This is a genomic window from Pseudomonas sp. 14P5.3.2, from assembly GCF_057799175.1.
Map to the genome: position 1 here is coordinate 23,264 of NZ_JBYOKU010000002.1, position 20,287 is coordinate 43,550.

A 20,287-nucleotide genomic window follows, 5' to 3' on the forward strand; every position below is an offset into this window, starting at 1 on the left:
GTTTGTTGTTGAAAGCTACATCCAGCCACACTCCGCCATCGACAGCGGCTCGCCGTCGCCAACGATGAAGTGATCGAGCACCCGCACATCAATCAGATCCAAAGCCTTCTGCAAGCGCTTGGTCAGTTGCCGATCCGCCTGGCTCGGATCGCTGTTCCCCGACGGGTGGTTGTGGCAGAGAATCACCGCCGCCGCGTTGTTGGCCAATGAGCGTTTCACCACTTCCCGGGGATGCACGCTGGTGTTGTCGATCGAGCCGCGAAACAGCGCCTCGAACGTCAGCACTTGATGCTTGGAGTCGAGAAACAGGCAGCCGAACACCTCGTGCGGCTCGTGGCGCAGCATGGACTTCAAGTAATCCCGAACTGCCTGCGGATTCTCCAGCGCCGGTTTTTTACGCATGCGCTCGGCCAGATGCCGCCGCCCCATTTCCAGCACCGCCTGCAACTGTGCGAACTTCGCAGGCCCCAATCCCAACTGCACGCTGAACGCCGCAAGATCGGCCTCCAGCAATGCGCGCAGGCTGCCGAATTGAGTCAACAGGTGTCGCGCCAGATCCACCGCGCTTTTTCCCGTGACCCCGGTACGAAGAAAAATCGCCAGTAATTCGGCATCGGAAAGGCTTCCCGCGCCCTGTTCAAGTAGCTTCTCCCGCGGCCGTTCCGCCGCTGGCCAATCGCGAATACTCATACACCTTCCTTGTCTGTGGGCGCCGCTGTTCCGTAGCGGTCGCTGTGATATCGTAGCCCATCTTTTTTGCGGGCGAATTCACCCTGGGGAGGGGGTTTCGCCACGTATGTCACCCACGAAATGAAAGGCAGACCTATGCAGCGGCTGTATCGGAAACGCATCGTTCTGGGCGTCGGCGGCGGCATTGCGGCCTACAAGAGCGCCGATCTGGTTCGTCGCCTGATCGACCAGGGCGCCGAAGTGCGCGTGGTCATGACCCATGGCGGCGCCGAGTTCATCACCCCGCTGACCATGCAGGCCCTGTCCGGGCACCCGGTTCACCTCGACTTGCTCGACCCGGCCGCCGAAGCGGCGATGGGCCACATCGAGCTGGCCAAGTGGGCCGATCTGGTATTGATCGCCCCGGCCACCGCCGACCTGATCGCCCGTCTGGCCCAAGGCATCGCCAACGATTTGCTGACCACTTTGGTTCTTGCTACCGATGCCGTAGTGGCCGTCGCGCCAGCCATGAACCAGGCGATGTGGCGCGACCCGGCGACCCAGGCCAACCTGCAACTCCTTGAAAGCCGTGGCCTGAAGACCTTCGGCCCGGCCTCCGGCAGCCAGGCCTGCGGCGACGTCGGCATGGGCCGGATGATGGAGGCCACCGATCTGGCGCAGTGCGCGGCGGATTGTTTCCAGCGTAGGGCACTGACCGGCAAGCACGTGGTGATCACCGCCGGCCCGACTCAGGAAAACATCGACCCGGTGCGCTACATCACCAACCACAGCTCCGGGAAAATGGGCTTCGCTCTGGCCGAAGCCGCGGTGGAAGCCGGCGCCCGCGTGACCCTGATCAGCGGCCCGGTACACCTGCCGACGCCGGATCGCGTCACGCGTATCGACGTGGTCAGTGCCCGCGACATGCTCGCAGCGTGCGAGTCGGCCATCCCGTGTGATGTGTTCATCGCCTCGGCAGCGGTGGCGGACTACCGTCCGGAAGTCGTTGCCCCGCAAAAACTCAAGAAAGACCCTACAAGCGGCGACGGCTTCGTCCTGCAAATGGTGCGTAACCCGGACATCCTGGCCACCATCGCGACCCGTCCCGACCGTCCGTTCAGTGTCGGCTTCGCCGCCGAGACCGAACACCTGCTCGACTACGCTGCACGCAAGCTGAAAGACAAGAATCTCGATTTGATCGTCGCCAACGACGTCGCCAACCCGAGCATCGGATTCAACAGCGAAGAAAACGCCTGCAGCGTGATCGACCGTGAGCTTCATGCCACTGTTTTCGCCCAGACCAGCAAGAGCAAGATCGCTCGCCAACTGGTCACTTTTATCGCCGAACGTCTGAACCAGGTTTAATTTACATGCACGCTTTGCAAGCCAAGATCCTCGACCCACGCATCGGTACCGAATTCCCGCTGCCGCAATACGCCACCCCAGGCTCCGCCGGCCTCGACCTGCGCGCCATGCTGGAACAGGACATCGTGATCAAGCCGGGTGAAACCGTGCTGATCCCTACCGGTCTGTCGGTCTACATCGGCGACCCGAACCTCGCCGCACTGATCCTGCCGCGCTCGGGCATGGGCCATAAGCACGGCATCGTGCTGGGCAACCTCGTCGGCCTGATCGACTCGGATTATCAGGGCCCGCTGATGGTGTCCTGCTGGAACCGTGGCCAGTCCGACTTCACCATGACCGTCGGCGAGCGTCTGGCGCAGCTGGTACTGGTACCCGTGGTGCAGGCGCACTTCGAAATGGTTGAAGAGTTCGTTGAAACCGAACGCGGCGCGGGCGGTTTTGGCCATACCGGCACTAAATAACCGATAACCCGTTACTGTGGCGAGGGAGCTTGCTCCCGCTTGGGTGCGCAGCGCCCACAAGATCTTTAGGGCTGCTTCGCAGCCCAGCGGGAGCAAGCTCCCTCGCCACAAAAAATGCGCTACATCCGCTGCAGGTTTTAGCACCGAAAATCAAGGTTTTACCGGCCGCAGGCCACGCCAGACAAGGCGTCATGGCCCTTTCACACCACGAACTCTCTGTGGAAAACGCCGTCATACCCTTCAGTTTGAGCCTGCCGCCGAGTGAATCGTCGGTGTGTCCCGCCACTTTCGAGATGGAGCATTTGTGCAGATGAGCACCCCCGCCAAGATCGCCCCGAAGCTTCCCGACAGCATCTTCCGCGCCTATGACATTCGCGGCACCGTGCCGGAATTCCTCAATGCCGAAACCGCTTACTGGATCGGCCGCGCCATCGGCTCACAGAGCCTGGCCCAAGGTGAACCGAATGTTTCCGTCGGTCGCGACGGCCGCCTGTCCGGCCCGGAGCTGGTTGCCGAGCTGATCCGCGGCATCGCCGAAAGCGGCTGCCATGTCAGCGATGTCGGCCTGGTCCCGACCCCGGCGCTGTACTACGCGGCCAACGTGCTCGCGGGTAAATCCGGGGTGATGCTCACCGGCAGCCACAACCCGTCGAACTACAACGGCTTCAAGATCGTGATCGCCGGCGACACCCTCGCCAACGAGCAGATCCAGGTGCTGCACGAGCGCATCAAGACCAACGATCTGAGCAGCGGCCAGGGCAGCGTGACCCAGGTCGAAATCCTTGACCGCTACACCACCGAAATCGTCCGGGACGTCAAACTGGCCCGCCGCATGAAAGTCGTGGTCGACTGCGGCAACGGCGCGGCCGGCGTGATCGCCCCGCAACTGATCGAAGCGCTGAACTGCGAAGTCATCCCGCTGTTCTGCGAAGTCGACGGCAACTTCCCCAACCACCACCCGGATCCGGGCAAGCCCGAGAACCTCGTCGACCTGATCGCCAAGGTCAAGGAAACCAACGCCGACCTCGGCCTGGCCTTCGACGGTGACGGCGACCGCGTCGGCGTGGTGACCAATACCGGCAGCATCGTCTACCCGGATCGCCTGCTGATGCTGTTCGCCCGCGACGTGGTGGCGCGCAACCCGGACGCGGAAATCATCTTCGACGTCAAATGCACCCGCCGCCTGGTGCCGCTGATCAAGGAATACGGCGGTCGCCCGCTAATGTGGAAGACCGGTCACTCGTTGATCAAAAAGAAAATGAAACAATCCGGTGCTCTATTGGCCGGTGAGATGAGCGGCCACATCTTCTTCAAGGAGCGCTGGTTCGGTTTCGACGACGGCATCTACAGCGCCGCACGGCTGCTGGAGATCCTCAGCAAGGAAAAATCCACCGCGGAAGAACTGTTTGCGACCTTCCCGAACGATATTTCTACGCCGGAAATCAATATCCATGTGACCGAGGAGAGCAAATTCAGCATCATTGATGCACTGCACGACGCACAGTGGGGCCCAGGCGCTGACCTGACCACCATCGACGGCGTGCGGGTCGATTACGCCAAAGGCTGGGGCCTGGTGCGCGCCTCCAACACCACACCGGTGCTGGTGCTGCGCTTCGAGGCCGATGACGAGGCTGAATTGCAGCGCATCAAGGATGTGTTCCACGCCCAATTGAAACGCGTTGCACCTGATCTCCAACTACCGTTCTGATTCACCCGGAGCCCTGAATGACCCTCGAACGCGAAGCCGCCGCCCACACCGCCCAGGTTCTGTCCGAAGCGTTGCCTTACATCCGACGTTATGTCGGCAAGACCCTGGTGATCAAATACGGCGGCAACGCGATGGAAAGCGAGGAGCTGAAAACCGGCTTCGCCCGCGACATCGTCTTGATGAAAGCCGTGGGCATCAACCCGGTCGTGGTTCACGGCGGCGGCCCGCAGATCGGTGATCTGCTCAAGCGTCTGTCGATCGAAAGCCACTTCGTCGATGGCATGCGCGTCACCGACGCCGCGACCATGGACGTGGTGGAAATGGTCCTCGGCGGTCAGGTCAACAAAAGCATCGTCAACCTGATCAACCGTCACGGCGGCAGTGCCATCGGCCTGACCGGTAAAGACGCCGGTCTAATTCGTGCGAAGAAACTGACGGTCACCCGCCAGACCCCGGAGATGACCCAGCCGGAAATCATCGACATCGGTCAGGTCGGTGAAGTGGTCGGAATCAACACCGAGCTGCTGAACCTGCTGGTCAAAGGCAACTTCATCCCGGTGATCGCGCCGATCGGCGTCGGTGAGAACGGTGAGTCGTACAACATCAACGCCGACCTCGTGGCCGGTAAAGTCGCCGAGGCGCTGAAAGCCGAGAAGCTGATGCTGCTGACCAACATCGCCGGCCTGATGGACAAGTCGGGCACCGTGTTGACCGGCCTGAGCACCCAGCAGGTCGACGACCTGATCGCCGACGGCACCATCTACGGCGGCATGCTGCCGAAGATCCGTTGCGCACTGGAAGCGGTTCAGGGTGGCGTTGGCAGCTCGCTGATCATCGACGGTCGCGTACCGAACGCGATCCTGCTGGAAATCTTCACCGACACCGGTGTGGGCACGCTGATCAGCAATCGCAAGCGTCCGTAAGGCGTCGCGCAAACAAAAAGACCCCGCTCAGCCTGGCTGAGCGGGGTCTTTTTTTGCCTGCGGCCTTCCATCTATTGTGGCGAGGGAGCTTGCTCCCGCTTGAGTGCGCAGCGCTCACAAGCTTTTCGGGTCTGCTACGCAGCCCAGCGGGAGCAAGCTCCCTCGCCACAAAAGCTCATTCCACAGTTCAGACGCCGAACTGGGCGCGATACGCTTCCACGGCGGGCAGATGCTGCTTGAGCTGCGGGTCGTCGGCGAGGAATTCCAGCACCTGGTTCAGCGAAACGATGCTGATCACCGGAATACCGAAATCACGCTCGACTTCCTGGATCGCCGACAATTCGCCGTTGCCACGCTCCTGACGGTTCAGGGCGATCAGCACGCCGGCCGCCTTGGCGCCCTCCTGGGAAGCGATGATCTGCATCACTTCGCGGATCGCGGTGCCGGCGGTGATCACGTCGTCGATGATCAGCACGTCACCGGTCAGCGGCGCACCGACCAGGCTGCCGCCTTCACCGTGGGCCTTGGCTTCCTTGCGGTTGAAGCACCATGGCAGGTCACGGTTGTGGTGTTCGGCCAGCGCGACAGCGGTGGTGGCTGCCAGCGGGATGCCTTTGTAGGCCGGGCCAAACAATACGTCGAAAGGAATGCCGCTTTCGGCGATGGCTGCAGCGTAGAAACGCCCCAGCTGCGCCAGGGCCGAACCCGAGTTGAACAGGCCGGCATTGAAGAAGTAGGGACTGGTGCGCCCGGACTTCAGGGTGAACTCACCGAAGCGCAAAACGCCGCGATCGATGGCAAAACGAATGAAATCGCGCTGATACGCTTGCATGAAAAAAACCCCAAATACCACGGATTTAGCTAATTAGCTTGACGCCGTGTATCATACACGCACGCGATTTTTGGGGCCATTTATGCGGATCATCAGTGTGAACGTCAATGGTATTCAGGCTGCAGTCGAGCGTGGTTTGCTCAGTTGGCTGCAGGCACAGAATGCCGACGTCATCTGCCTGCAGGACACCCGTGCCTCCGCCTTTGAACTGGATGACCCAGCCTTCCAACTGGATGGCTACTTCCTTTATGCCTGCGATGCTGAAGTCCCTGCCCAAGGCGGCGTGGCTTTGTATTCGCGGTTGCAACCGAAGGCTGTCATCAGCGGTCTCGGTTTCGAGACGGCCGACCGCTACGGGCGCTACCTGCAAGCAGATTTCGACAAAGTCAGTATTGCCACCTTGCTGCTTCCTTCGGGGATGAACGGCGATGAGGACTTGAACCAGAAGTTCAAGCTCATGGACGACTTCGGCAAGTACCTGGACAAGCAGCGGCGTAAACGTCGCGAGTACATTTATTGTGGCTCGCTGTACGTTGCGCAGCAGAAGCTCGACATCAAGAACTGGCGCGACAGCCAGCAATCCCCGGGCTTCCTGGCGCCAGAACGCGCCTGGATGGACGAGATTGTCGGCAACATGGGCTATGTCGATGCCCTGCGCGAAGTCAGCCGCGAAGGCGACCAGTACAGCTGGTGGCCGGACAACGAACAGGCCGAGATGCTGAATCTGGGCTGGCGCTTCGACTACCAGCTGCTGACCCCGGGCCTGCGCCGCTTCGTACGCAGCGCACGCCTGCCGCGTCAGCCACGGTTCTCGCAGCACGCGCCGCTGATCGTCGACTACGACTGGACGCTGACCATCTGAGCGTCGATCCGTGAATGCAAAAAAGCCGACATTGCTGTCGGCTTTTTTGTGGGTAACTGCTTTTCAAATGTGGGAGCGGGCTTGCTCGCGAAGGCGTCGTGTCAGCCACCTACTCGTTGACGGATACACCGTCTTCGCGAGCAAGCCCGCTCCCACAAGGGAAATCGTCGCTGGTTATTATTTGATCAGTCGCCAGGTGAATGGATAACGGTAGGGAAAGCCTTCGTTCGCCTTCACCCCGGCAATGATCGTCAGCACCAATGCCCCGATCGCCAGCAGGCCCAGCAAGAAGAAGCCGATGATCAACACCATCAGCAGCAGGCAGATCGCGGCAGCAATCGCCACGGTGATCTGAAAATTCAGCGCTTCCTTGCCCTGAGCGTCGATGAACGGATCGGTTTCGCGCTTCATCTGCCACAGGATCAGCGGCCCGATCAGGTTGCCGAACGGAATCCAGATTCCCAGCAAGGCGGACAAGTGACAAAACATCGCCCATTGGCGAACCTCCTGGCTCGGCTTGGGCAGCAACTCTTGCTCATCACTCATCGCGTCCTCCTTGCGGGTTACGAACCTGCTCAGTCGGCCAGGGCAGCCTTTTGCAGTTCGAAGATTTCGTTCATGCCTTTCTTGGCCAGTTCCAGCATGGCGTTCAGATCTTCCGGCTGGAACGGCGCGCCTTCGGCGGTGCCCTGAACTTCGATGAAGCCACCAGTGCTGGTCATCACCACGTTGAGGTCGGTCTCGGCGGCGGAATCTTCAAGATAGTCCAGATCCAGCACCGGCTCGCCCTGATACATACCGACCGACACGGCGCCGATCATTTGCTTGAGCGGGTCGCCGCCTTTCAGGCCGCCGCGCTTCTTGATTACTTTCAACGCATCGACCAGTGCCACCATCGCGCCGGTGATGGACGCGGTGCGGGTGCCGCCGTCAGCCTGGATCACGTCGCAGTCGACGTACAGGGTGACGTCGCCCAGCTTGGACATGTCCAGCGCAGCGCGCAGGGAACGACCGATCAGACGCTGGATTTCCAGAGTGCGGCCGCCCTGCTTGCCACGGCTCGCTTCACGCTGATTACGCTCGCCAGTGGCGCGCGGCAGCATGCCGTACTCGGCGGTCAACCAGCCCTGGCCTTGCCCTTTGAGGAAGCGCGGCACGCCGTTTTCGACGCTGACGGTGCAGATGACCTTGGTATCACCGAATTCGACCAGTACGGATCCCTCGGCGTGTTTGGTGTAGTTGCGGGTAATGCGGATCGAGCGAAGCTGATCGGCAGCGCGACCACTTGGACGTTTCATAGGGAATACCTGTACTGGGGACGGAAAACTGCCGAGCATTATAGAGCGCTGCACCGCGCCTGGGCACGGGTTAAAAATTCCGACCGTCGACCCAGAGGCCTGAAACGCGCATAACCGACGGCCTGCAGCCCTTTGTCACACCGTGTGTTTGGGCGCATCCGCCGCACTGCGCTACAATCCTGCGCCTTTGCTGCCAGTCGGCTTAAATTCATTGATATCGAGCCTGCGGAACATCCCTTCTGCGCCGATCTGCATTGCGAGGTCACCGCCATGGTGCACAGCATGACCGCCTTCGCCCGCGTCGAAAAAGCCGGCGTCCAGGGCACCCTGAGCTGGGAGCTGCGCTCGGTCAACAGCCGCTATCTCGAACCGCACCTGCGCCTGCCGGAGTCGTTCCGCGACCTTGAGGGCGCGGTGCGTGAAGCCCTGCGTCAGGGCTTGTCGCGGGGCAAACTGGAATGCACCCTGCGCTTCACCGAAGAAAGCACCGGCAAACCGTTGCAGGTCGACCGAGAGCGCGCCGCGCAACTGGTCGCCGCCGCCGAAACCGTTGCCGGCCTGATCAAGAACCCGGCGGCGCTGAACCCGCTGGAAGTGCTGGCCTGGCCAGGCGTGCTGGTGGCCGACGCGACCGATCCGCAAGCCCTGAACGCCGAGGCGCTGGCCCTGTTCAATCAAGGCCTGAAAGAACTCAAGGCCGGCCGCGAGCGCGAAGGCGCGGAGCTGGCACGCCTGATCAACGAGCGCCTGACTTCAATTGAAGAGGATGTCGTGACCTTGCGCGAACTGGTGCCGCACATGCTCGCGACCCAGCGCCAGAAAGTCCTCGACCGCTTCACCGACATGAAGGCCGAACTGGATCCGCAGCGTCTGGAACAGGAAATGGTCATCCTCGCGCAAAAGAGCGATGTGGCCGAAGAACTGGATCGCCTGAGCACGCACATCATCGAAGTTCGCCGGGTGCTCAAGTCCGGCGGTGCCGCCGGCCGGCGCCTGGACTTCCTGATGCAGGAACTCAACCGCGAAGCCAACACACTGGGCTCCAAGGCCTTCGACCCGCGCAGCACCCAGGCCGCCGTCAACCTCAAGGTGTTGATCGAGCAGATGCGTGAACAAGTGCAGAATATTGAGTAAGGCAACAGACATGACCCACAGCACCGGCACCCTGTACATCATTTCCGCCCCATCGGGTGCGGGCAAGAGCAGCCTGGTCAAGGCTTTGACCGATGCCAATCCGGAGATCCGCGTCTCGATCTCCCATACCACCCGCGCCATGCGTCCGGGTGAAGTGGACGGCGTGAACTATCACTTCGTGACCCGCGAAGAGTTCGTGAAAATGGGCGAGCACGGCGACTTCCTCGAACGCGCCGAAGTCTTCGGCAACTTCTACGGCACCTCGCAAAGCCGCTTGCAGCAGACGCTGGACGAAGGTCACGACCTGATTCTGGAAATCGACTGGCAAGGCGCCGAGCAAGTGCGCAAGCTGATGCCGCAGGCACGCTCGATTTTCATCCTGCCGCCGTCGCTTCAGGCCCTGCACCAGCGCCTGACCAACCGCGGTCAGGACAGCGACGAGATCATCGACGGCCGGATGCGCGAAGCCGTCAGCGAGATGAGCCACTATGTCGAGTACGACTACCTGATCATCAACGACGATTTCGCCCATGCACTGGACGATCTGAAGGCGATTTTCCGCGCCAACCAGCTGCAACAGAAACGTCAGCAGGTACGTTTTGGCAAATTGCTGGCCGAACTGCTGGGTTAATCAGCACTTCCCAAAACCGCTGCAAGGGCTTTACATTGGTGCTTGCAGCGCGTTGAAGGGTCTGGTCAAAAAATCAGCGCTTCCCTAATCGCTGGTGATTTTTTAAACTGCTCAGTCCGCTCGCCCAACCGGGCAGCGCGCATATTGCATTCGCTCCGAGGAATACCATGGCCCGCGTAACCGTTGAAGACTGCCTAGAACACGTGGAAAACCGCTTTGAGCTGGTCATGCTCTCTACCAAGCGTGCCCGTCAACTGGCCACCGGCGGCAAAGAGCCACTGGTCCAGTGGGAAAACGACAAGCCTACCGTTGTCGCCCTGCGTGAAATCGCTGAAGGCCTGATGAGCTACGAGTTCATCGCCGAGCAGGAAATCGTCCACGAAGACCCGGTCTTCGCTGCGTTCGAGGACGAGTCCAACGAGGCCGTCTAAGCCTATGCCTGGTCGACGTAGCACGGCGCGGGAACACAGCCTACGGCAGGAGTCATCATGCCGAGCATAGACGCCCTCGCCGATCGCTTATCGACCTACCTCGGCAACGACCAGGTCAACCTGGTCCGCCGAGCGTATTTCTACGCCGAACAAGCCCATGATGGTCAGCGCCGTCGCAGCGGCGAGGCGTACGTCACGCATCCTCTTGCGGTGGCGAATATTCTTGCCGACATGCACATGGACCATCAGAGCCTGATGGCCGCGATGCTGCATGACGTGATCGAAGACACCGGTATCGCCAAAGAGGCGCTGCAAGCGCAGTTCGGTGAAACCGTGGCCGAACTGGTCGACGGGGTCAGCAAACTGACCCAGATGAACTTCGAGACCAAGGCCGAAGCCCAGGCCGAAAACTTCCAGAAAATGGCCATGGCCATGGCGCGCGACATTCGCGTGATCCTGGTCAAACTCGCCGACCGCCTGCACAACATGCGCACGCTGGAAGTGCTGTCCGGGGAAAAACGCCGCCGGATCGCCAAGGAAACCCTCGAAATCTACGCGCCCATCGCCAACCGGCTGGGCATGCACGCGATTCGTATCGAATTCGAAGACCTCGGCTTCAAGGCGATGCACCCGATGCGTTCCGCGCGGATCTACCAGGCGGTCAAGCGCGCCCGGGGCAACCGCAAGGAAATCGTCAACAAGATCGAAGAGTCCCTCGGCCACTGCCTCGCGATCGACGGCATTCAGGGCGAAGTCAGCGGGCGCCAGAAACACCTCTACGGCATCTACAAGAAAATGCGCGGCAAGCGTCGGGCCTTCAACGAGATCATGGACGTCTATGCGTTCCGGATCATCGTCGACAAGGTCGATACCTGCTACCGCGTGCTGGGTGCTGTGCATAATTTGTACAAACCGTTGCCGGGGCGCTTCAAGGATTACATCGCGATCCCCAAGGCCAACGGCTATCAGTCGCTGCACACCACACTGTTCGGCATGCACGGCGTACCGATCGAGATCCAGATCCGCACCCGCGAAATGGAAGAGATGGCCAACAACGGCATTGCTGCCCATTGGCTGTACAAGTCCAGCGGTGACGAGCAGCCGAAAGGCACTCACGCCCGCGCCCGTCAGTGGGTCAAAGGTGTGCTGGAAATGCAGCAACGTGCCGGCAACTCGCTGGAATTCATCGAGAGCGTGAAGATCGACCTGTTCCCGGACGAGGTCTACGTGTTCACGCCCAAAGGCCGGATCATGGAGCTGCCCAAAGGCTCCACGGCGGTCGACTTTGCCTATGCGGTGCACACCGACGTCGGCAACAGCTGCATTGCCTGCCGGATCAACCGCCGTCTCGCACCGCTGTCCGAGCCGCTGCAAAGCGGTTCCACGGTCGAGATCGTCAGCGCGCCAGGCGCGCGGCCGAATCCGGCGTGGCTCAACTTCGTGGTCACCGGCAAGGCACGCACGCACATCCGCCACGCGCTGAAACTGCAACGCCGCTCCGAGTCCATCAGCCTCGGCGAACGCCTGCTGAACAAGGTGCTCAACGGTTTCGACAGCTCGCTGGAGAAGATCCCGGCCGAGCGCGTCACGGCCATGCTTACCGAGTACCGCCTCGAACTGATCGAAGATTTGCTCGAAGACATCGGCCTCGGCAATCGCATGGCCTATGTCGTGGCGCGCCGTCTGCTCGGCGAAGGTGAACAGTTGCCAAGTCCGGAAGGTCCGCTGGCGATTCGCGGCACCGAAGGTCTGGTGCTCAGTTACGCCAAGTGCTGCACGCCGATCCCGGGCGACCCGATTGTCGGCCATCTGTCGGCGGGCAAAGGCATGGTCGTGCACCTGGACAACTGCCGCAACATCAGCGAAATCCGGCACAACCCGGAAAAATGCATCCAGCTCTCGTGGGCCAAGGATGTAACCGGCGAATTCAACGTCGAGCTGCGCGTCGAACTGGAACACCAACGCGGCCTGATCGCCCTGCTGGCCAGCAGCGTCAACGCGGCCGACGGCAATATCGAGAAAATCAGCATGGACGAGCGCGATGGCCGCATCAGCGTCGTCCAACTGGTGGTCAGCGTCCACGACCGTGTGCACCTGGCCCGCGTGATCAAGAAACTGCGCGCCCTGACCGGGGTCATCCGCATCACCCGCATGCGTGCCTAATTCACACCTAACAAGGAGTCATACATGACCAAGACTGTTATCACCAGCGACAAGGCCCCAGCCGCCATCGGTACCTACTCCCAGGCGATCAAGGCCGGCAACACTGTCTACATGTCGGGCCAGATCCCTCTGGACCCAAAAACCATGGAACTGGTTGAAGGCTTCGAAGCCCAGACCGTCCAGGTGTTCGAGAACCTCAAAGCCGTAGCCGAAGCTGCCGGCGGTTCGTTCAAGGACATCGTCAAGCTGAACATCTTCCTCACCGACCTGAGCCACTTCGCCAAGGTCAACGAGATCATGGGCAAGTACTTCGACCAGCCGTACCCGGCCCGCGCCGCCATCGGCGTTGCTGCCTTGCCGAAGGGTTCGCAAGTCGAAATGGATGCCATCCTGGTCATCGAGTAATGCACACGGCGCAGCCCTCACACGCTGCGCCGACTGCTCTGCGGTAAAGAAAAGGTTTTGAAAGGATTCCACCATGCGCAAAGCGCTTGCTCTCTCGCTGCTCGCCATTTTCCTCGGCGGCTGTGCCAGCGACCCAGCCGACCGTGACATCAGCGGCACCTGGATCAACCAGGTGGCGATCGATGCTGCTGCCAAGGGCGGCCCCCTGCGCGAAGCGCTTCAGGCCTATGGCCCGAACTTGGAGTGGGACGTCAACACCAAGGCCGGTCAGGCCCGCTACACCAACGGCTTCGAGAACGTCGAAGGACGGCTGCAGGGCGAACAGTCCGGCGCCTGGAAAGTCGACTTCTATGGCAGCTCCGGCAGTGAGCTGAAACGTGACGGCGGCCGGATGAAACAAGCCGCCACCGAGAACGAACCCGACCAGTTGTTCGACCGCGCACAAATCCCCGTGCCGGAAGGCGCGCCAATCGGCGCCAGCTTCGAACGCGCACTGTATTCGGCCTACCTGGGCGGCAGCTGGAAGATTGCCAGCGGCGACGGTGAAGGCGGTACCGTGCAGTTCCAGGCCGACGGCCAGGTGTCCGGTCTGCCCGGCGCCGACCGCTATGCCCTGTGCCTGGCAGGCGACTGCGCCTCGATGAACAGCGACCACGACAGCATGTGGCTGCAACTCAACGGCCAGGGCAACAACTGGATCTTTGCCCGCAAAGGCAAGGCGCTGGAGATTTTCCAGGCAGTGAACAGCGCACTGGCGGATGAAATGCCGCAGTTCACCCCGGGTGAACGCAAGTGGTTGCTTGAGAAGCAGTAACCGCGCCTGAGAGCAACACGTAACCCTGTGGGAGCGGGCTTGCTCGCGAAGGGGGTGTGTCAGTCGACATCAATGTTGCCTGACACACCCTCTTCGCGAGCAAGCCCGCTCCCACAGTGGTTTGTGGCGTTAGAAGGTCAGCATTTGCCTTCAAGAATCGCCGCATAGCCTTCGCGATAACTCGGATACGTCGGCGTCCAGCCCAGCGCCTTCGCCCGGGCATTGCTGCAGCGCTTGCTGCCGGTGCGACGTACGCTGGCGTCTTCCGCCCAATCGGTAACCCCCAGATATTCGCGCAGCCAGGCAACCACTTCGGCCAAGGGTGCGGGCGCATCGTCCACACCGATATAGATATCCTGCAATGACTTGCCCTGATGAGCCACCTGCAGCAGAAACGCCATCAGACCTGCCGCGTCATCGGCGTGAATGCGATTGCCGTACAGCGGCGGCTCGACCGCCACCCGATATCCGCGACGCACCTGGGTCAGCAGCCACTCACGACCCGGGCCGTAAATGCCGGTCAGGCGCACGATGCTCGCCGGAATGCCGCTTTTCAGCGCCACTTGCTCGGCCTCAAGCATCAGTCGCCCGGAGTATCCGCTGGCGACAGTCTCTGAGTTCTCGTCGACCCACTCCCCTTCCTGCTGCCCGTACACACTGCTGCTGGAAACGAACAGCAGCCGCTCAGGGGTCTGCCCATAGTCGTCCAGCCAGCTCAGCACGTTCTGCAAACCCTGCACGTAAGCCGCACGATAACCGGCCTCATCGTGATCGGTTGCCGCTGCGCAATACACCAGGTAATCCACCGCCCCGACCGGCCAGGTCTCTGGGCAATCTTCCTTGAACAAGTCACCGGCCACGCCGATGACGCCGTCCGGCAAACGCGAAACATCACGGCGCAGACCATGCACCTCCCAGCCGGCGGCCAACAATTGCGTAGCCAGACGACTGCCGACGTCACCACAACCGGCAATCAAAACAGAAGGCGCAGACATCAAAAAACTCCCAAACGAAAGGAACAGACTAGCCCTCGCAAAGGACGAACGGCTAGCAATGAAGGAAAAAAAGAAACTCTATTACTTTTGTTAACAAGAATTACTTGCAATAATGCACCCCACTTTTGTTCTCGGCCTCACGAGGCCTGGAAGAGCATCACCGTTTTTCTACCTCAGGTCCGGCCAGCATGACACGTAATCAAATCCCCGCTTCGCCAACCAAACGACCTCGCGCCTTCAGCGCGGTGGCGGCCCTGCTGCTCAGCCTGATGCTGGCACCGACCGCTGCTTTCGCTGACGCACAAGCGCCAGCCGCTCCGGCTGCCACCGAACAGCACGCCCCTGCTGCCGCCGCGCCAGCCGCCACCGACCCGGTACAGGCTGTAGACGCCAGCGCAGCAGACGCGCCTGAAGTGCTCGAACCTGACAACACCCTGGGCATGGCGCACGACCTGTCGCCCTGGGGCATGTACCAGAACGCCGACATCATCGTGAAAATCGTGATGATCGGTCTGGCAATTGCTTCCATCATCACCTGGACCATCTGGATCGCCAAAGGCTTCGAGCTGATGGGCGCCAAGCGTCGTCTGCGGGGTGAAATCGCTGCGCTGAAGAAAGCCGCGACCCTCAAGGAAGCCAGCGCCACCGCAGCTAAAGAAGGCACCCTGGCCAACCTGCTGGTGCACGACGCGCTCGATGAGATGCGCCTGTCGGTCAACAGCCGCGAGAAAGAAGGCATCAAGGAGCGCGTCAGCTTCCGTCTTGAGCGCCTCGTCGCAGCCTGTGGCCGTAACATGAGCAGCGGCACCGGCGTCCTCGCCACCATCGGTTCGACCGCGCCGTTCGTCGGCCTGTTCGGTACCGTGTGGGGCATCATGAACAGCTTCATCGGCATCGCCAAGACCCAGACCACCAACCTCGCCGTCGTGGCGCCGGGCATTGCCGAAGCGCTGCTGGCCACCGCGCTGGGTCTGGTTGCTGCGATTCCTGCGGTGGTCATCTACAACGTGTTCGCCCGCTCCATCGCCGGCTACAAGGCGCAGGTGTCCGACGCTTCGGCGCAGGTTCTGCTGCTGGTCAGCCGTGACCTCGACCACCAGCCTGAGCGCAGCAGCTCGCAACCGCACATGGTGAAAGTGGGGTAATCGGCCATGGGCCTGCATTTGAAAGAAGGCGCAGACGACGATCTGGCCGAGAACCACGAAATCAACGTCACGCCGTTCATCGACGTGATGCTGGTACTGCTGATCATCTTCATGGTGGCTGCGCCGCTGGCCACCGTGGACATCAAAGTCGACCTGCCGGCCTCGACCGCCAAACCGGCGCCGCGCCCGGAGAAACCGGTGTTCCTCAGCGTAAAAGCTGATCAGCGTCTGTACATCGGCGACGACGAAGTCAACGCCGAAACCCTTGGTGCCGTCCTCGACGCCAAGACCCAGGGCAAGAAAGACACCACCATCTTCTTCCAGGCCGACAAAGGCGTGGACTACGGCGACCTGATGAGCGTGATGGATAAGTTGCGCTCGGCCGGTTACCTGAAGGTCGGTCTGGTGGGCCTCGAGAGCGCAGCCAAGAAATGATCACGACGCGCCATAAGCTGACGCGTTACAGCGGTAGCCTGGCCGTGGTGCTGGGCGTTCACGCGCTGGCCATCGCGCTGGCGCTGAACTGGACCGCCCGCCCGCCCATCGAACTGCCGCCGCAGGCAATGGTGGTCGAGCTGGCACCGGTTCCGGCCCCGCCACCGCCTGCTCCGCCGAAAGTCGTCACACCGCCGCAGCCACCGGCTCCGGTTGAAGAGCTGCCGATTCCGAAACTGGCTGAAGCACCCAAGGCCGAGATTGCCGTACCGAAGCCGAAACCCAAGCCAAAGCCGAAACCGCAGCCACCCAAACCGGTCGAGAAAAAACCGGAACCCGTGAAGGAAAAACCTTCCGAGGAAAAACCGGCCGACACGCAACCGACCCAGGCACCGACGGAGAAATCCGCCCAGCCGGCACCGGGCCCGTCGCCCGCACAATTGGCCGCCAAGGCCAGTTGGCAAGGCACCCTGCTCGCGCACTTGGCCAAGTACAAAAAGTACCCGCAAAGCGCACAGGCACGGGGCAAGGAAGGCCTGAACCGTCTGCGTTTCGTGGTGGATGCCGAAGGTAATGTGCTGTCGTTCGAACTGGTGGGCCGCTCCGGCAATGCTGATCTGGACCGGGCCACCCTGGAAATGATCCGCCGCGCCCAACCGCTGCCCAAGCCACCGGCGGACATGTTGACCAACGGCTCGATCGAAATTGTCGCGCCGTTTGTTTACTCCCTCGAGAGACGCCGCTGATCCAATGTGGGAGCGGGCTTGCCCGCTCCCACAGGGGTTATGTATCGACAGTGGGATCGAGAAGGCACCGAAAGGTGCCTTTTGCATATCTGGCAACGCCAAACTCACATTGCCCGGTGTCGCATTCCTCACTCAGTCTGATAACGTGCGTCTATCGATTGCAGCCGTTATGCTTGGCCCGCAACTTCATGGACGCTTGCTATGACTCTCACAGAATTACGCTACATCGTTACCCTCGCCCAAGAGCAGCACTTCGGCCACGCCGCCGAGCGTTGCCACGTCAGCCAGCCGACCCTGTCGGTGGGCGTGAAAAAACTTGAAGACGAACTCGGTGTGCTGATTTTCGAGCGCAGCAAAAGCGCCGTGCGCCTGACTCCGGTCGGCGAAGGCATCGTCGCCCAGGCGCAGAAAGTCCTGGAGCAGGCCCAAGGCATCCGTGAACTGGCCCAGGCCGGCAAGAACCAGCTGACCGCCCCGCTGAAAGTCGGCGCGATCTACACCGTCGGGCCGTACCTGTTCCCGCACCTGATTCCGCAACTGCACCGGGTCGCCCCGCAGATGCCGTTGTACATCGAAGAAAACTTCACCCACGTGCTGCGCGACAAACTGCGCAACGGCGAACTCGACGCGATCATCATCGCCCTGCCGTTCAACGAAGCCGACGTGCTGACCCTGCCGCTGTACGACGAGCCGTTCTACGTCTTGATGCCGGCCCAGCACCCGTGGACGCAAAAGGAATCCATCGACGCTGCCCTGCTCAACGACAAGAGCCTGCTGCTGCTCGGCGAAGGCCACTGCTTCCGCGACCAAGTGCTTGAGGCCTGCCCGACCCTGACCAAGGGCAACGATGGCGCCAAGCACACCACGGTGGAATCCAGTTCGCTGGAAACCATCCGCCACATGGTCGCGTCCGGTCTGGGCATCTCGATCCTGCCGCTGTCGGCGGTGGACAGCCACCACTACGCCCCCGGCGTGATCGAAGTGCGCCCGCTGTCGGCGCCGGTGCCGTTCCGCACCGTGGCGATTGCGTGGCGCGCGAGCTTCCCACGGCCGAAAGCCATCGAAATCCTCGCCGACTCCGTTCGCCTGTGCTCGGTGGCCAAGCCAGCAGCGCCGGTCACGGCCGGTTAAGCCAGGGTCATGACCGAGCTGTCGCAAGTGTCAGTGACGGCACTCAAGGGTGTCGGCGAAGCCATGGCCGAGAAACTGGCCAAGGTCGGCCTGGAGAATCTCCAGGACGTGCTGTTTCACCTGCCGCTGCGTTATCAGGATCGCACCCGCGTGGTGCCGATCGGCCACTTGCGACCGGGCCAGGACGCCGTGGTCGAAGGCACCGTCAGCGGCGCCGACGTGGTCATGGGCCGGCGTCGCAGCCTGGTGGTGCGCATGCAGGATGGCACCGGCGGGCTGAGCCTGCGCTTCTACCATTTCAGCAACGCGCAGAAAGAAGGCCTCAAGCGCGGCACGCGGATTCGCTGCTACGGCGAAGTGCGGCCCGGCGCTTCGGGGCTGGAAATCTACCACCCGGAATACCGCGCCATCACCGGTGACGAACCGCCGCCCGTGGATGAAACCCTGACCCCGGTCTACCCGCTCACCGAAGGCCTGACCCAACAGCGCCTGCGCCAGTTGTGCATGCAGACCCTGACGCTGCTCAAGCCAAACACCCTGCCCGACTGGCTGCCGACCGAACTGGCCCGCGACTACCAACTGGCGCCGTTGGCCGACGCGATCCGCTACCTGCACAACCCGCCCGCCGATGCCGATGTCGATGAGCTGGCCCTCGGTCATCACTGGGCCCAGCATCGGCTGGCCTTCGAAGAGCTGCTGACCCATCAACTGTCGCAACAACGTCTGCGCGAAAGCATGCGTTCCCTGCGCGCGCCAGCGATGCCGAAGGCGAAAAAACTGCCACCGAAATACCTGGCCAACCTCGGCTTCAACCCGACCGGCGCCCAGCAACGCGTCGGCAACGAAATCGCCTACGACCTCAGCCAGCACGAACCGATGCTGCGGCTGATTCAGGGCGACGTTGGTGCGGGCAAAACCGTGGTCGCCGCCCTCGCGGCGCTGCAAGCACTGGAGGCCGGTTATCAGGTCGCACTGATGGCGCCGACCGAGATTCTGGCCGAACAACACTTCATCACCTTCAAGCGCTGGCTCGAACCGCTGGGCATTGAAGTCGCGTGGCTGGCCGGCAAGCTCAAGGGCAAGAATCGCGTCACCGCGCTGGAACAGATCGCCAGCGGCACGCCGATGGTGGTCGGCACCCACGCGCTGTTCCAGGACGAAGTGCAGTTCAAGAACCTCGCACTGGTGATCATCGACGAACAACACCGCTTCGGCGTGCAGCAGCGTCTGGCGCTGCGGCAGAAAGGCGTCGGCGGGCGCATGTGCCCGCACCAACTGATCATGACCGCCACGCCGATCCCGCGCACGCTGGCGATGAGCGCCTACGCCGACCTCGACACCTCGATCCTCGACGAACTGCCGCCCGGGCGCACCCCGGTCAACACCGTGCTGGTCACCGACACCCGTCGCGTCGAAGTCATCGAACGGGTGCGCAGCGCCTGCGCCGAAGGGCGTCAGGCCTATTGGGTGTGCACCCTGATCGAAGAGTCGGAAGAGCTGACCTGTCAGGCCGCCGAAACCACATTCGAAGACCTCACCGCCGCCCTCGGCGAGCTGAAAGTCGGGCTGATCCACGGGCGCATGAAGCCCGCCGAAAAAGCCGCGGTCATGGCCGAATTCAAGGCCGGTAACCTGCAACTGCTGGTCGCCACCACCGTGATCGAAGTCGGCGTCGACGTGCCCAACGCCAGCCTGATGATCATTGAAAACCCCGAGCGCCTCGGCCTTGCACAATTGCACCAGTTGCGTGGCCGCGTCGGCCGGGGCAGCGCGGTCAGCCATTGCGTGCTGCTCTACCATCCGCCGCTGTCGCAGATCGGCCGCCAGCGCCTGGGCATCATGCGCGAGACCAACGACGGTTTCGTCATCGCCGAAAAAGACCTCGAACTGCGCGGCCCCGGCGAAATGCTCGGCACGCGCCAGACCGGTCTGCTGCAATTCAAGGTCGCCGACCTGATGCGCGACGCCGATCTGCTGCCCGCCGTACGCGATGCCGCGCAAGCTTTGCTAGAGCGCTGGCCGACTCACGTCAGCCCATTGCTCGACCGCTGGTTGCGCCACGGGCAGCAATACGGCCAAGTGTGAGCACCGTCGCAGTTTGTGCAGGATCGTTCCTACAGAGCTGGTTATACTCCTGCC

General features: G+C 61.8%; 20 protein-coding genes and 1 pseudogene. 16 read left to right on the forward strand and 5 right to left on the reverse strand.

Annotation, left to right across the window (positions count from 1 at the left end; genetic code table 11):
• Positions 1-15: 15 nt before the first annotated feature.
• Positions 16-690 carry a RadC family protein gene (gene radC, locus AC27VU_RS01820; RefSeq protein WP_201136242.1) on the reverse strand — a complete coding sequence of 225 codons (675 nt, stop codon included), beginning with the start codon at positions 688-690 and terminating at the stop codon, positions 16-18.
• 135 nt (positions 691-825) lie between these two features.
• Here radC and coaBC point away from each other — a divergent pair, with 135 nt between their 5' ends.
• The 4 genes and pseudogenes from coaBC (at position 826) to argB (ending at position 5,126) form a co-directional block, all read left to right on the forward strand.
• Positions 826-2,034 carry a bifunctional phosphopantothenoylcysteine decarboxylase/phosphopantothenate--cysteine ligase CoaBC gene (gene coaBC / locus AC27VU_RS01825; protein WP_488723287.1) on the forward strand — a complete coding sequence of 403 codons (1,209 nt, stop codon included), beginning with the start codon at positions 826-828 and terminating at the stop codon, positions 2,032-2,034.
• Positions 2,035-2,039: 5 nt separating this feature from the next.
• Positions 2,040-2,495 (forward strand): dUTP diphosphatase, encoded by a 456-nt coding sequence (dut, locus tag AC27VU_RS01830; RefSeq protein ID WP_003229483.1) that lies wholly within the window; start codon positions 2,040-2,042, stop codon positions 2,493-2,495.
• A 331-nt stretch (positions 2,496-2,826) separates the two neighbouring features.
• A pseudogene (locus AC27VU_RS01835) lies at positions 2,827-4,203 on the forward strand (phosphomannomutase/phosphoglucomutase); the annotation flags it as partial.
• Positions 4,204-4,220: 17 nt separating this feature from the next.
• A complete protein-coding gene (gene argB / locus AC27VU_RS01840; protein WP_003229488.1) occupies positions 4,221-5,126 on the forward strand; it encodes an acetylglutamate kinase in 906 nt (301 codons plus the stop codon).
• Between the two features lie 187 nt (positions 5,127-5,313).
• On the opposite strand, the gene pyrE is transcribed toward argB, so the two are convergent.
• On the reverse strand, positions 5,314-5,958 hold the full coding sequence (gene pyrE / locus AC27VU_RS01845) for an orotate phosphoribosyltransferase (protein WP_103369702.1): 645 nt from the start codon (positions 5,956-5,958) through the stop codon (positions 5,314-5,316).
• Between the two features lie 82 nt (positions 5,959-6,040).
• Here pyrE and crc point away from each other — a divergent pair, with 82 nt between their 5' ends.
• Positions 6,041-6,820 carry a catabolite repression control protein Crc gene (gene crc / locus AC27VU_RS01850; protein WP_003229491.1) on the forward strand — a complete coding sequence of 260 codons (780 nt, stop codon included), beginning with the start codon at positions 6,041-6,043 and terminating at the stop codon, positions 6,818-6,820.
• Positions 6,821-6,997: 177 nt separating this feature from the next.
• On the opposite strand, the gene AC27VU_RS01855 is transcribed toward crc, so the two are convergent.
• A complete protein-coding gene (locus tag AC27VU_RS01855) occupies positions 6,998-7,366 on the reverse strand; it encodes a DUF4870 domain-containing protein (protein ID WP_003229492.1) in 369 nt (122 codons plus the stop codon).
• A gap of 29 nt (positions 7,367-7,395) precedes the next feature.
• Entirely contained in the window at positions 7,396-8,118 is a 723-nt protein-coding gene (gene rph / locus AC27VU_RS01860) for a ribonuclease PH (RefSeq protein ID WP_027610407.1), read from the reverse strand.
• 270 nt (positions 8,119-8,388) lie between these two features.
• Here rph and AC27VU_RS01865 point away from each other — a divergent pair, with 270 nt between their 5' ends.
• From AC27VU_RS01865 to AC27VU_RS01890, 6 genes are all read left to right on the forward strand, one after another.
• Positions 8,389-9,252, forward strand: a complete 864-nt coding sequence (locus AC27VU_RS01865) for a YicC/YloC family endoribonuclease (RefSeq protein ID WP_003229497.1) — start codon at positions 8,389-8,391, stop codon at positions 9,250-9,252.
• 10 nt (positions 9,253-9,262) lie between these two features.
• Positions 9,263-9,883: a guanylate kinase gene (gmk, locus tag AC27VU_RS01870; RefSeq protein ID WP_003229498.1), complete on the forward strand. Its 621-nt coding sequence runs from the start codon at positions 9,263-9,265 to the stop codon at positions 9,881-9,883.
• A 167-nt stretch (positions 9,884-10,050) separates the two neighbouring features.
• Positions 10,051-10,314 carry a DNA-directed RNA polymerase subunit omega gene (gene rpoZ / locus AC27VU_RS01875; protein WP_003229503.1) on the forward strand — a complete coding sequence of 88 codons (264 nt, stop codon included), beginning with the start codon at positions 10,051-10,053 and terminating at the stop codon, positions 10,312-10,314.
• Between the two features lie 57 nt (positions 10,315-10,371).
• Positions 10,372-12,477: a bifunctional GTP diphosphokinase/guanosine-3',5'-bis pyrophosphate 3'-pyrophosphohydrolase gene (gene spoT / locus AC27VU_RS01880; protein ID WP_003229505.1), complete on the forward strand. Its 2,106-nt coding sequence runs from the start codon at positions 10,372-10,374 to the stop codon at positions 12,475-12,477.
• 24 nt (positions 12,478-12,501) lie between these two features.
• Positions 12,502-12,882: a RidA family protein gene (locus AC27VU_RS01885; RefSeq protein WP_003229509.1), complete on the forward strand. Its 381-nt coding sequence runs from the start codon at positions 12,502-12,504 to the stop codon at positions 12,880-12,882.
• A gap of 73 nt (positions 12,883-12,955) precedes the next feature.
• Positions 12,956-13,696 (forward strand): putative periplasmic lipoprotein, encoded by a 741-nt coding sequence (locus AC27VU_RS01890; protein WP_103483724.1) that lies wholly within the window; start codon positions 12,956-12,958, stop codon positions 13,694-13,696.
• Positions 13,697-13,833: 137 nt separating this feature from the next.
• On the opposite strand, the gene AC27VU_RS01895 is transcribed toward AC27VU_RS01890, so the two are convergent.
• A complete protein-coding gene (locus tag AC27VU_RS01895; RefSeq protein WP_488723288.1) occupies positions 13,834-14,691 on the reverse strand; it encodes an SDR family oxidoreductase in 858 nt (285 codons plus the stop codon).
• 188 nt (positions 14,692-14,879) lie between these two features.
• On the opposite strand from AC27VU_RS01895, the gene exbB reads away from it, so the two are divergent.
• The 5 genes from exbB to recG all read left to right on the forward strand — a co-directional run bounded on the left by exbB (position 14,880) and on the right by recG (position 20,233).
• The gene (exbB, locus tag AC27VU_RS01900) at positions 14,880-15,836 is read left to right on the forward strand and encodes a tonB-system energizer ExbB (RefSeq protein ID WP_473018443.1); all 957 of its coding nucleotides are present in this window, start codon (positions 14,880-14,882) and stop codon (positions 15,834-15,836) included.
• Positions 15,837-15,842: 6 nt separating this feature from the next.
• On the forward strand, positions 15,843-16,271 hold the full coding sequence (gene exbD, locus AC27VU_RS01905) for a TonB system transport protein ExbD (RefSeq protein ID WP_103483727.1): 429 nt from the start codon (positions 15,843-15,845) through the stop codon (positions 16,269-16,271).
• Positions 16,268-17,017 (forward strand): energy transducer TonB family protein, encoded by a 750-nt coding sequence (locus tag AC27VU_RS01910; RefSeq protein ID WP_103483728.1) that lies wholly within the window; start codon positions 16,268-16,270, stop codon positions 17,015-17,017. Before exbD ends, AC27VU_RS01910 begins: the two co-directional genes overlap by 4 nt.
• 201 nt (positions 17,018-17,218) lie before the next feature.
• Entirely contained in the window at positions 17,219-18,148 is a 930-nt protein-coding gene (locus AC27VU_RS01915) for a hydrogen peroxide-inducible genes activator (RefSeq protein WP_027610401.1), read from the forward strand.
• 9 nt (positions 18,149-18,157) lie between these two features.
• Positions 18,158-20,233, forward strand: coding sequence for an ATP-dependent DNA helicase RecG (gene recG / locus AC27VU_RS01920; RefSeq protein ID WP_003229518.1), 2,076 nt, complete (start codon positions 18,158-18,160; stop codon positions 20,231-20,233).
• The last annotated feature ends 54 nt before the right edge of the window (positions 20,234-20,287 follow it).